Below are 13,660 nucleotides of genomic sequence, written 5' to 3'. Positions count from 1 at the left end.
TATATTTATTGTATCTTTATGATTCAATAAATATCTTATTTTACTATGAAAAAAATCTGGTACTCTATCTGCTTGGCTGTTGCATCTCATCTGGGTTTAGAAGCTCAAAATTTTTCTCCTAAAACTCCCTATTATGGTGTGGCGTATTATGATGAATATATGCCTTATGATAGGCTTCAGCAGGATGTGGATATGATGAAAAAGGCTGGTATCAATGTGGTTCGAATTGCTGAGTCTACTTGGAGTACTTTAGAACCTCAAGAGAATATTTTTGATTTTTCGCATATTGATCGAGTTTTGGATGCTATGCACAAAGCTGGAATCGCTGTGATTATTGGAACGCCAACGTATGCCGTGCCCACATGGCTAGTTCGTAAGCATCCCGATGTTTTGGCTGTGACTTCCCGTGGACAGAATCAATATGGAGCTCGACAAAATATGGATATTTCGAATGTTCACTATCGTGAAGCAAGCGAAAGAGTTATTCGTAAGTTGATGGAACACGTTAGCAAACATCCCGCTATTATCGGATACCAAGTAGATAATGAGACCAAGGCCTACGGTACCGCAGGACCTAATGTGCAAAAGGCTTTTGTAGAATATTGTAAACAAAAATTCGGAACACTTGATAAGCTCAATAAGGCTTTTGGTTTTGATTATTGGAGTAATAGGATTAATGCTTGGGAAGATTTTCCTTCAACTGTTGGGACTATCAATGCAAGTTTCGCTGCTGAATTTGCCAAGTTTCAACGGAAATTGGTGGTTGATTTCTTGAAATGGCAGGCTGATATTGTACGAGAATATAAACGTCCTGAACAATTTATTACACAAAATTTTGACCTTGATTGGCGTGGATATTCGTATGGTATTCAACCTGACGTTGATCATTTTGCAACAGCCAAAACTTTGGATGTTGCTGGGATAGATATATACCATCCGAGTCAAGACCAATTGACTGGAATTGAAATTGCTTTGGGCGGTGATATTACTCGCTCAATGAAAAATGGGAAAAATTATTTTGTATTAGAGACTGAAGCACAAGGTTTTCCTCAATGGACACCTTATCCTAATCAATTACGATTGCAAGCATTTAGTCATTTGGCTTCTGGTGCTAATATGGTCGAATATTGGCATTGGCATTCTATTCATAATTCGGCCGAAACATATTGGAAAGGTTTGCTTAGTCACGATTTTCAGCCTAATCCTACGTATAATGAAGCTATTACAATAGGTCAAGATTTTCAGAAGGTTGGACAAAAATTGATTAACCTCAAAAAGAATAATCAGGTGGCAATTCTATTCAGTAATGAAGCTTTGACTGCTTTTAATGCTTTTAGTTTTGGTTGGGGAGCTCGTGAGACTTATAACGATATTTTGCGCCCTTATTTTGATGTTTTGTATAAAATGAATGTCGAACTCGATTTCATTGATCCTTCTACCGAAGATATTTCGAAATACAAAGTAATTGTTGTTCCAGCATTGTATGCCGCTCCAACTAATTTGTTGAAAAAACTCAATGATTTTGTCAATAATGGAGGACATATTGTATATACTTTGAAAAGTGGTTTTTCTGACGAAAATGTCAAAGTAAGGACCGAGATACAACCAGCTATTATTTCTGAGGCTTGTGGAGTTCAATATTCACAGTTTTCAATTCCAAATGGTGTAAGTTTGAAAGATACAGAGGGAAAATGGACATCAGATAAGACGAAAGTAACCCAATGGATGGAATTGCTGACTCCAACAACAGCCAAAGTATTGGCTTATTACGAACACCCACAATGGGGAAAATATGCCGCTATTACCCAAAACCAATTCGGTAAGGGCACGGCTACATACATAGGTTGTTTGACGAGTGAGTTTGTTTACAAGCAAGTTTTACAAAATGTGTTGGATAAAGCCCAATTGTCGAAGGAAAAATCAGGTTTAGAATTTCCACTAATTCATCGTTCGGGTACAAATCAATTTGGAAAGAAGTTACATTACTATTTTAACTATTCGGGTACTTCTCAAAATTTTACCTACAAAGAAAATACAGGTAATGATTTGTTAGCCAATAAAACGGTAACAACTCATCAAGGAATATCGCTTGAGCCCTGGGGACTTGTGATAATAGAAGAGAAATAGTATTTTCTTTTACTGCTAATAGATTGTCTTTCAAAAGAGTTTTTTGACTCATTTTGAAAGACAATTTCATTTTAAAGAGATTTATTTTTAAAAAACCATGACAAATCATGATTTAGTTGTATTACTGTTAATTATATTTGTGTCAAAAATACACAATTTATTTTTTGACGATAATGAAAAAAGTAACCTCTATACTCATTGGGCTCGGCTTTACAATAAGTTCCTCGGTAAGCTATGCACAAAACTCCCCCAAGCCGATTGAGGCTTTTTCTTTGAATGAAGTCCGATTGACTGGTGGTGCATTTTTGCATGCCCAACAAAAGGATTTAGACTATATTCTTTCACTCAATGCTGACAGACTGCTTGCTCCGTATCGCAAAGAGGCTGGTTTACCCGTAAAAGCACCAGCGTATGGTAATTGGGAGAGTTCGGGCTTAGATGGACATATTGGGGGACATTATTTGTCAGCTTTGGCGCTGATGTATGCGTCAACAGGAGATAAGCGTTTGAAAGAAAAACTTGATTATTGTATCGCTGAGCTATCAATTTGTCAGCAGCAGAACAAAAATGGCTATGTTGGAGGAATACCCAATGGTAAAATATTTTGGGACAGAATAGGCAAAGGCGATATAGATGGTAGCGGTTTTGGTTTGAATAATACTTGGGTGCCATTGTATAATATTCACAAGCTATTTGCAGGGTTGAGAGATGCCTATCTGATTGGGGGAAACCAAGAAGCCAAGGAAGTTCTGATTCATCTTACCGACTGGTTTTATAATCTTATTGCACCCCTCACCGATACGCAAGTTCAACAGATGCTCAAAACAGAGCATGGTGGTATGAACGAGGTTTTGGCAGATGTGTATGTGATAACCCAGCAAAAGAAGTATCTTGATGTAGCTGAAAGAATGTCTCATCAAGCTATTCTTGCGCCATTAGTATCTCATGAGGATAAATTAACAGGTTTACATGCCAATACACAAATTCCCAAGGTCATTGGTTTTGAGAGAATTGCTGAGCTAAAGAACCGTCAAGATTGGCATTCGGCTAGTGAGTATTTTTGGCAAAATGTTACTCAAAAACGTAGCGTAGCTTTTGGAGGAAATAGTTATCGGGAGCATTTTAATGCTACAGATAATTTTAAACCTATGCTAGAATCTAATCAAGGTCCTGAGACTTGTAATTCATACAATATGTTAAAACTGACCAAATCACTGTTTTTGCATGAACCGAAGTCTTCTTACATTGATTTTTATGAAAGAACCTTATACAATCATATTTTGTCCTCACAGCATCCCGAACACGGAGGATTAGTCTATTTTACCCCAATTCGTCCGCAACATTATCGAGTGTATTCTGATGCTCAAAAAGGTTTTTGGTGTTGTGTGGGTTCAGGAATAGAAAATCACGCTAAATATGCAGAGCTGATTTACGCACATGATGATAAAAATATTTGGGTGAACTTGTTTGTACCATCTCAACTCGACTGGAAGGAAAAAGGTATTCGTTTTACCCAAAAAACAGATTTCCCTAATCAAGAAAGCACTGTAATTCAACTTTCTTTGAAGAAACCACAAAAGTTTAAGTTGTTTCTGAGAAAACCTTTCTGGCTTGAGGCTAAAACCTTGTCAATAAAAGTAAATAATCAAATACAGAAACTCAGTGTAAATGAGCAAGGTTATGTATCGATGGAACGAACTTGGCAAAATGGTGATAAAGTCCAATTAGCTTTGCCAATGGAAACTCGATTAGAACAATTACCAGATGGCTCTAACTGGTATGCTTTTGCTCACGGACCAATTATTTTGGCTGCAGCTACCGATTCTACCGATTTGAAGGGATTAGTTGCCGATGATTCAAGAATGGGTCATGAAGCCATTGGTAAATTGTATCCAATCAATCAAGCGCCCGTGTTGGTAGGCACACAAAATGAGGTTGTTGCGAGTTTGAAACCGCTTAAAAATCAGCCCCTTGCCTATAAAATAGAAAGTCCGAATCTGTTTTTTACTCAGAAAACCAATTTGATTTTAAAGCCATTTTATCAATTGCATGATGCTCGCTACATGATGTACTGGCCATTGATGAATGCTAATGAGGTAAGTCAGCATCAGGAAAAATTGAAGGCTGAAGAGCAAGCTGATATTATTTTACGTCAAAAAACAGTAGACTGGATTACTCTGGGCGAACAACAACCCGAAGCCGACCACGCCTTTGACGGAAAGCAAACGAGAGTAGGAGGGAGCATTGGTAATTTTTGGCGTTCGGCCGACGCTTGGATGTCCTACAAACTCAACAATCCTCAAAAAATTGCTAAGAAAATTGAGATACTTGCACTGAGAGATTCAAAACCTCATGGTTTCGAACTTTGGCTAAATGACATACTTATTCAACAATTTACGCTAGAAGCAGATAAAAATACCTCTCAATTACTGACCTTATCTTTACCAGAGAAACTTTGCAGTGAAACTACTATCCACATAAAAATAGTTTCTGCTCACGAAAATGGTTCTGGAGCGATACAAACTATTCGTTTAACAAAATAAATGTTCTATGTCGGTCTTGAAATACAATACCCCCGAAGCCAGGGCTAAAAACTTATAGCTGAAAGCCGAAGGGTCAAGCATTAGATTAAAGTTGTCAGGCATTAGGCAACAGGCTGATAGTTTAGAATGTTCTAACTAAAAGCTCATTTGCTTAATGCCTACAGCAACAAAAAATAAGCATGAAGAATTTTTTTTGAATAAACCATACACCTATTTTGACTACAACCCCTATGTTTGAAGTTTAAGCTACAGCCCTACTTCCATGCATCGTTATTATTTTTTTTCTTGTATTTCTAAACAACCTAAGAGGATATTTTGTTAGTATGAAGTAGAACCACGTATTAATGAAACCGTTCATGCAATTCAAACTCAATTACAACAATCTTTCCATCAATTTTCTGAACACATCAATCGAAAGTTTTCAATTTTTATTTTTTAGTAAAACCTGATTTGTCTAGGTAAAATTGGGTATTTTGTAATGTTAAATACAATTTTCTTCGTTAGATTTAGTAAATCTTACAGTTTTAGTTTATATCTTTACCCGCATCTTACTCGATTTTAGATTTTGCCCAAGTATTATAAAACCATAAATAAGGGTTTTGATAATATACATTTTACCACATCACTCAAAAGGAGCTTTTTTACATGAAAACTTGGTTGTTAATTGTTGTTGGCATTATAATTTTTAGCGTTTATTACTGTATCAAATTGTTCAAACTAAAAGTAAATCAGCGTCAATTTCAGAAAAAAGTAAATTCCCCGCCTTCTAGTCTCACCAATGATGCTGCTTTCGAATTGTTAAGTCAAATGCCTACTGCAATTGCAGTTTTTGACTTGAATATGCAATACCTCGTAACTACCCAAAAATGGCTCAATGATTACAACCTACAAGGTCAGAAGGTAATAGGCAAATCTCATTATGAGGTTTTTCCAGAAATTTCGGAAGAATGGAAAAAGATTCATAAGGACTGTCTTAATGGAGCCATAAATAAACAAGAGGAAGCCCCATTTTATCGTGCGGATGGTACTCTTCAATGGATTTCGTGGGAGGTAAAACCTTGGTATAACCAACATCACGAAATAGGAGGGATAATCATGTTTACTAATGAAGTAACCGAGCAAAGGAGAATTTCGATAGAAAGTAATAAGCTTAACGATATCTTAGAAAAAATAAGTCAAACTGCAAGGATTGGCGCTTGGGAGGTAAACCTTCAGAATAATTATATTTATTGGAGCAATATGACCCGACAAATACATGAGGTTGCAGATAATTATCAGCCCAAATTAGATAATGCTATGGCATTCTACAAAGAGGGAGTTAGTAGAGATACAATCGTAAATTCCGTCGAAATAGCCATAGAACAGGGAATTCCTTTTGACGTAGAGGTCGAATTGATTACTGCCAAGAACAAAACTGTGTGGGTCAGAGCGGTGGGTAATGCAGAATTTGTGGACGAGAAGTGTACAAGACTTTTTGGGGTTTTTCAGGATATTCATCAGACCAAAACTCAGGAATTACAAATTTCCCAGCTTTTGGCTGAACAAAATGCCATTTTTAGTTCTGCTAGTGAAGTAGCTATTATTACACTGAGTCAGGATATGGTGATTAGACACTTTAACAAAGGTGCCGAAAACCTTCTGGGATACTCCTCGAACGAGATTGTAGATCAGGCCACGCCTTTTATTTTTATCAAAAATGAAAAACTTTTACAAGTCAAAAATGAGCTTAATTTATTGCTATCTACAGAGTTAGACGAATTGGATGTTTTGCCAACAATCGCACAAAGGCGAATTTTTAGTAATCAGGAGTGGGTATTTATTACAAAAGATAACCGAGAGATACCTGTTCAGTTATCTATCACCCAAATGCAAGGTGCTGGTCATGAGGCTATTGGCTACTTGGTCACGGCCATTGACTTGAGCCAGATTAAACAAATGCAAGAACGATTGGTGGAGTCTAACGATAACCTCAATACCCTTATCAAAACACTCTCAAAACAAAATTGGCAACTTTCTAATTTTGCTCATGTTGTTTCTCATAATCTTAGGTCACCTGTTGCCAACTTGATTTTAATTCAATCCTTGCTCACACAGAGCGAAGACGAGGATGAAAAGCAATTACTTCTTGAAAATTTGGAAACAATCGTAGGCCATTTATCAGAAACCTTAAATACTTTGACTGATACGATTAAAATTCAGGAATCTGCCAAAGATGATTTGGTAATGGTATTATTTGAAGAAGTATTGCAGAAAACAAAAGAAATACTTTCAGGGCAAATTATGGATAACGACTTTAAGATTACCTATAATTTTGAAATGGCCTCATCCGTAAGTTACAAACTTGATTTTATGGAGAGTATTTTCTTAAATCTTATCTCCAATGCACTAAAATATAAATCTTTGCAAAAGAAGCCATGTATTCATATCGAAAGTTCGGTGTCAGAAAGTGGGCACACTCTGCTCAGATTCCAAGATAATGGGTTGGGGATTGACTTAGAAAAGTATGGTTCAAAGGTATTTGGTCTTAACAAAACCTTCCACAAACATCCTGAGGCTAAAGGAATTGGATTGTTTATTATCAAAAACCAAATTGAATCACTCGGTGGAAGTATATCTGTTGAAAGTGAAGTTGGTCAAGGTACTATTTTTACCATTACATTTTAGTCGCATGCAAAATGAATGTTCCAGGTATTGGTCGGCAATATAAATCCTATTGTTTTCTGAATATCAAATATTTATCTTTTAAATCGTAAAAAATAATAATATATTTCAATATCGAAAAGTAGGTTTTTGATTTACCAGAATAGTTGAACGTTGCTAACTACAATTAAACTGATACCGCCATTATGAAAAACCTTGTACTGTTTAAACAACTATCACTTCTCAACTATGAATACGTTAGTTTTGATAGTAATTTTGCTATTATTCCTTCTGAAGATAATGCTTTCTTGAAATATTGGTCGACCAGCCATTTCTATTCTAGTTTGGCTGAGGTCTTGCAAGATTATGATGAACTGTCTTTGAATCAAGTTGAAAATCAACTCAAGGACGAGTCGTACGTTCATTTCCCCGCATTGATATATCTGCCAACAGGCCATACACACGAGATTTTTATTCATAAGTTTGAAGATACTTTTCACCTTTTTCTGAAAGAAATAGAGCACGCCGCGAATGCTCAAAAGGAATATTTGGGAAGTTTGGAAGAGCTAAATCACAATACCTCATTATTTCTGGAGGCACCAACAGCCATGATGGTATCAAGGCTTGGAGAGCTTACTCCAATTGTAAATCAGCGATTTACGGAACTGTTGGGGTATGCTCAGGATGATATTCCGACGCTAAATGGTTGGATAAATCAGAGCTTCATAGAGGAAGATGAAAAAGTTGTTTTTAATGAAATTATAAACAAATATCAATTTTTAGAAGGTTCCAACGATGATCTAGTACATACTTTTGAAGGTAAAATTGCTTGCAAAAATAAGACTTTCAAGGTCTGCGAGATTAGCTTAAGGTCTACAAAATCGTCCTTTGTTATTACGTTTGTTGACATAACAGAAAGGGTAAAATCTCAAAATGTATTTGTTGAGAGCTTGCACAACTTTAAAGAAATTTCTGATAATGCCAATGATATCCTATGGATACTTGATGAGAAGGATGACAAAATCTTGTACAGTAATAAAAGGTTTAAAGAACTTTTTCCTGGAGCAAAATACGATAGTAGCCATTTTACTCATCTCTTAGATTTGTCGCATTCTGATGATAAAAATGATTTGAAAGTAGCCCAGAATTTTTACCATAAGTCTGGTTATACTTGTTTTAATCATTCATTTAGATTAAAAATTGAGGATGAAATACACTGGCTAAATGTTCGGAAGTTCCCGCTACACGATGATTCGGGAGTTGTGTATAGACATGTTGGTTTGGCAAAAGATATTACCGAACAAATGCTATTTGCACAGAAGCAACAACGTAATGAGCATTTTCAGAAAACAATTATCGAATTATCCAATAAGTTTTTCAATTATCCATTTTCTGAAGACGACGGGGTTAATCAAATTCTTGAGGAGATTGGCAATTATTTGGGTTGTTTGCAGGTAGTTTTATATGCAATAGACCAACAGGATGAATTATTTACCGCTGTCAACGCATGGACTTCCCCCGCGGGTAATCGGTACGAACCATCTATATCTCTACTTCAAGACATTGCTAAATCCGAAATTGAGCATCTCATCCCTCAAGTATTGCAAGAAGATTTACTTTTTATTGATAATCTCGAAATTGTAAATTTCAATATCGAGATATATAGAAGAGTAAAATACCTCGAAATACAGAATTTGTTGATTCTACCCGTAAAAGAGGATTCTAAGTTAGTGGGATTTCTTAGTATTTTATCGCAAGATTGTTGTAGAAAATATGAAAATGATGAGGTAGCTTTATTACGACTGACGAAGGAACTTATACAAAATGTAAAAGTACGACATCGAATAGAGTCACAGTTGCGTACAAGTGCGCAGGAATACTCGACTATTTTCGAGAATATGTTGGAGGGCGTGGTATACCTCAACAAAAAGGCTGAAATCCTCAAGGCCAATCAACGGGCCTTTACTCTTTTAGGAATCACTGAAAGTAATTGGACAGATTGGGTTAGCATAAGCGAAAAGGTTTCTTTTTTCGACGAAAATCTTCAGCCTATTCAATTTAACGATTTACCTATTGTCAAATCTGTAAAAGAGGGACTTGAATTTAAGGGAAAGGTTGTTGGTTTGCTCTTTTCAAACACAACAACTATCAGATGGATTAGTGTATCGACAAAACTAGAATTTCTAACAAATGACCACAATGAGTATCGTGTTTTTGTAACGCTAAGTGACATTTCCGAACGTAAGGAATTTGTTGATTCCTTGAGCGAAAGCGAATACAAGTACAGACGCCTAACCGAAAACCTTCAAGATGTGGTTTTCAGATATGAATTAGTGCCACAAAGAAAGTTCTCCTACATTAGCCCATCTGTAATCACACTTACAGGATTTCAGCCTGAAGAATACTACAAAAATCCTGATTTAGGAATAGAGGTTGTTTTTGAGGAAGATCGTCACATTGTAAAATCATTGATAGATGGTAGTCTGGATTTTGAATCGCCAGTTACCTTGAGGTGGCATCGCAAGGACGGTCGAATAATTTGGGTAGAACAACGAAATGTGGCGATTAGAGATGCCGAGGGTAATCTTATTGCCATAGAAGGAATAAGACGCGACGTCACCAATATCAAGCTTATGATAGATAAGCTGAATTACTTGAATGGCCTTCAGGAATTATTAATGCATATTTTTCTCACTTTTATCAATGTTTTACTCGAAAATGTAGACGAAAAAATTGCCCAGGCTTTGCATGAAATTGGCAATTTTACTCGCGCCGAAAGTCTATTTGTGATCTTATACGATACCAAAAAAGGAGAGTTTCAAAAAGAGTTTGAGTGGTTAGCCGAATCGCATTTGAACTCTTACTTTACTTTACCGAGCGGTAGCCAAATTTCTGAGATTCAAGAGTTCTATGAAGCCCATCTCATGGGAAACTCCTATGAAAAATCGTATGATTCTATTCATGTGTTTACGGTTCCAATGTACAAAAATCAGCACTGCATGGGATTCATTGGTTTGAAGACGCATATCAATACGATTCGTACGAAAGACTTTGATAGTCAAATTCTTAATCTCATTAGTGAGATGCTCATGAATATAAAGAGCCGACAACAGAATTTGAACACTATCAAAGAAGGACAATTATTATTAGAAAGTGTCATAGAAAATAGTGGTTCTATTATTTATGTAAAAGATTTGGAGGGCAAATATTTGAACGTTAATTCCTCTTGGGAAGAGTTAACAGGTCAAAAAAAGGGAGAAATATTGGGATTAAGCGACTTTGAGATATTTCCACAAGAATTGGCAGAATCGTTTAAACAGAGCGATAAACTTGTACTCGAACAGCAAAGAGCCATCCAATTTGATGATGTTTTGGATATTGATGAACGGAAAAGGCTTTTTTTGACAGTTAAGTTTCCAGTCAGAGATGCCTCTAATCTAATTATTGGTATTGGTGGTCAAAGCACAGAAATTACACATCTTAAACTCACTGAGCAGGCACTACAGGCAAGTGAGGCTAATCTTATTGCAATTCTTGATAGTTCCCCAGAAAGTATTTGGTCTATCAACAAGGATTTTGAGATAATTTATGCAAATCAAATAGTTCGACAAGATTTTCTAAACTCTTTTGGAGGTTTACTCAACAAAGGAACGAAAGTTTTAGATTTTCTTCCTCATAATTTAAAATTGCTTTGGCAAGATAGATACGAGTACGTTTTACAAAATCGGATTTTACATTTCAGAGATACAGTACCTACGAGTCACAAAACGTTTTATTTAGAGGTTTCTATGCACCCAATTGTAATAAGCGGGGAAGTAGTTGGGGTGGCAGTGTTCAGTAAAAATATTACAAAAGAGAAATTTGCTCAAAACGAACTATTCAAATTCAACTATATCTTTGAAAATCTCTTAAACGAAATTTTCATTTTCGATGCCGATACGCTAAAATTTGTCGAAGCCAATAAGGCAGCTCAAACCAATATTGGTTATACGCTTAGCGAATTAAGAGAGCTAAGTCCTATAGATTTAAAACCGCTTTTTACGCTAAGCCAATTTCAGCGTTTAATCGAACCATTAAAAAGTGGTGCTAAAGAAAAGCTCATCTTCGAAACTGTACATCAACGCAAAAATACTACAAGGTACGAAGTGGAAGTCCATCTTCAATATATTGAACTTGATGGCACCCCTTTATTTATTGCCATTATTGTAGATATTACCGAGCGCAAAAAGTCAGAAAAGGCACTGTTAGAAAGTGAAACTAGATTTAGAAGTATTTTTCAGGAAAGCGCCTCGATGATGTACTTGATTAATCCTGATAATGGTCAGTTTATTGATGCCAATGATGCTTGCCTACAATTTTATGGTTGGAGCAGGGAGGAGCTACTCAAACGAAATATTTTGGATGTAAATATTTCAGAGAAGGAGGTTACTCGCAAATTTGAGATGATTAGTCGTATAGGGCGACAAAAATTTGAGGTAAAACATCGAAAAAAGAATGGTGAAATATTTGATATGGAGGTCTACAGCTGCATGTTGCGCGTAAACGACCAGAATCTAATCTTTGAAATTGCTCATGACATCACAGAACGAAATCAGTATTTCAGAGCTGTGGAAATTCAGAATAAATCATTAAAGGAAATTGCATGGATTCAGTCACACGTAGTTCGAGCGCCATTATCACGTCTTATGGGCTTGATCATGCTACTGAAAGACGGTGTGGTTAGTTCTGAGCAACAGACCGAATGTCTTGAGCATATCTTGTCGTCGGCCTTCGAAATAGACCAAATTATCAGGGATATTACGCACAAAACGTATGGTATTAAGGATTTGGAAAAAATCATGTCTCCTAACTTTAACCATATATCCATAAATTTGCACGTGTCGATTGTCGACGATGATGAGGCTATACAGTTTGTTCACAAGTTATTACTCCAAAAGGTGGGCATAAGCAATTTTGTAAATCAATTTTTGACTGGGGATAGACTTATAGACTTCATTTCCGAGAATAATCAAATCGACGATGTACATATCATATTTCTTGATTTGAATATGCCAGAGCTTGATGGTTGGGCTGTATTAGATTTTATTTCAAATTTAGCCTTGCAAAGCAAAGTTTTTGTAATTGTTGTATCGTCTTCTATCGAAGAGAAGGATAAGTTTCGGGCCACTAGCTATCCTTCAGTGGTTGAGTATATTCAAAAACCACTCAGTGTTGAAGATTTACAAAAATTGAAGCTAAACGCTCAACTAAAAAATTATTTGAAAGAGTAGGAGGAAGCTCTCAGATACCAAATTATATGTTCTATTTGTTAGTCTATTATTTTCTCAATTATGAAATATAGTTTAGCATCTTCATAAAACTACGAAATTTCGTAGTTTTATGAAGATGCTAATTTTTTTAAATATCTGATTATGAGTGTTTTATGTTAGTGGCACGTTTTTAGGAATCAATAAGGGGAGATTATCTCTAACTATTTTTTCACTAAAACTCCAAATCTAACAATGACCTTATCTAACAGACAATTTACTTCGGTAGGTAGAAGTGAATTTATTGCAGTTGAAGAAAATGTAAATCTACATGTAACTGATTTGGGCGAAGGCCCTGTGGTTGTATTGATTCATGGCTGGCCGCTCAGCAATGCCATGTATGAATATCAATATCAATTTTTAGTAGCAAAAGGCTACCGTGTTATTGGTATTACACTTCGTGGTTTCGGAAAATCAGATAAGCCTTTTGGCCCTTACAACTACGACATCTTTGCCGAGGATATCAAGATTGTATTAGAAACACTCAATGTCGAAGACGCACTTTTAGGAGGGTTTTCGATGGGGGGGGCTATCTCTATTCATTTTACGGCCAAATATGCGGGTGCTCATATTAGCAAATTAGCCTTGTTTGGTGCTGCGGCTCCAATCTGGTCTGAGGCAGAAGCAGTAAATGGTTTGATTGATTTGAGTGTTATCAATCGTCCACAGTTATTAGAAAATTTTGGAAAGATTTTCGGCGCATCCGAAACAGCTATTTCAGCTCCTTTGGCAGGCTGGTTGGGCGGAATCAACTTTGAAGCCTCTTTCTATGCTACAACTCAATGCTTAATTGCCTTGCGTGACGAAGATTTGCGAGAAGATTTAGGTAAAATCAACGTTCCAACGGCTATCTTCCATGGTACCAAGGATATCATTTGTGGGTTTCATTTAGCCGAACAAATGCACGCGGGAATTTCAGATTCTTATATTGTGAAATTTGAAAATAGTGGTCACGCATTGTTTATTGAAGAATTGGAAAAGTTTAACTCAGAATTACTGGCATTTTTGGCAAAATAGGGATTTAATTGCATTAACCTGCTTTGC

5 protein-coding genes are annotated in these 13,660 nt (G+C 36.2%); all 5 read left to right on the top strand.

The window, feature by feature from the left end:
* Positions 1 to 45 precede the first annotated feature (45 nt).
* Positions 46 to 2,127 carry a beta-galactosidase gene (locus tag ACOVQ4_RS15265; RefSeq protein WP_421821491.1) on the top strand — a complete coding sequence of 694 codons (2,082 nt, stop codon included), beginning with the start codon at positions 46 to 48 and terminating at the stop codon, positions 2,125 to 2,127.
* 173 nt (positions 2,128 to 2,300) lie between these two features.
* Positions 2,301 to 4,670, top strand: a complete 2,370-nt coding sequence (locus tag ACOVQ4_RS15260; RefSeq protein ID WP_421821490.1) for a beta-L-arabinofuranosidase domain-containing protein — start codon at positions 2,301 to 2,303, stop codon at positions 4,668 to 4,670.
* A 645-nt stretch (positions 4,671 to 5,315) separates the two neighbouring features.
* The gene (locus tag ACOVQ4_RS15255; protein WP_421821489.1) at positions 5,316 to 7,334 is read left to right on the top strand and encodes a PAS domain-containing sensor histidine kinase; all 2,019 of its coding nucleotides are present in this window, start codon (positions 5,316 to 5,318) and stop codon (positions 7,332 to 7,334) included.
* 182 nt (positions 7,335 to 7,516) lie between these two features.
* The gene (locus tag ACOVQ4_RS15250) at positions 7,517 to 12,580 is read left to right on the top strand and encodes a PAS domain S-box protein (protein ID WP_421821488.1); all 5,064 of its coding nucleotides are present in this window, start codon (positions 7,517 to 7,519) and stop codon (positions 12,578 to 12,580) included.
* Positions 12,581 to 12,811: 231 nt separating this feature from the next.
* On the top strand, positions 12,812 to 13,633 hold the full coding sequence (locus ACOVQ4_RS15245; RefSeq protein ID WP_421821487.1) for an alpha/beta fold hydrolase: 822 nt from the start codon (positions 12,812 to 12,814) through the stop codon (positions 13,631 to 13,633).
* Positions 13,634 to 13,660 lie beyond the last annotated feature (27 nt).

Origin of the sequence: Flectobacillus sp. (genome assembly GCF_049240685.1) — a bacterium.
Taxonomy (GTDB): domain Bacteria; phylum Bacteroidota; class Bacteroidia; order Cytophagales; family Spirosomataceae; genus Flectobacillus.
Note: the sequence above shows the minus strand (reverse complement) of the source record. Positions and strands in the feature narration are given on the sequence as shown.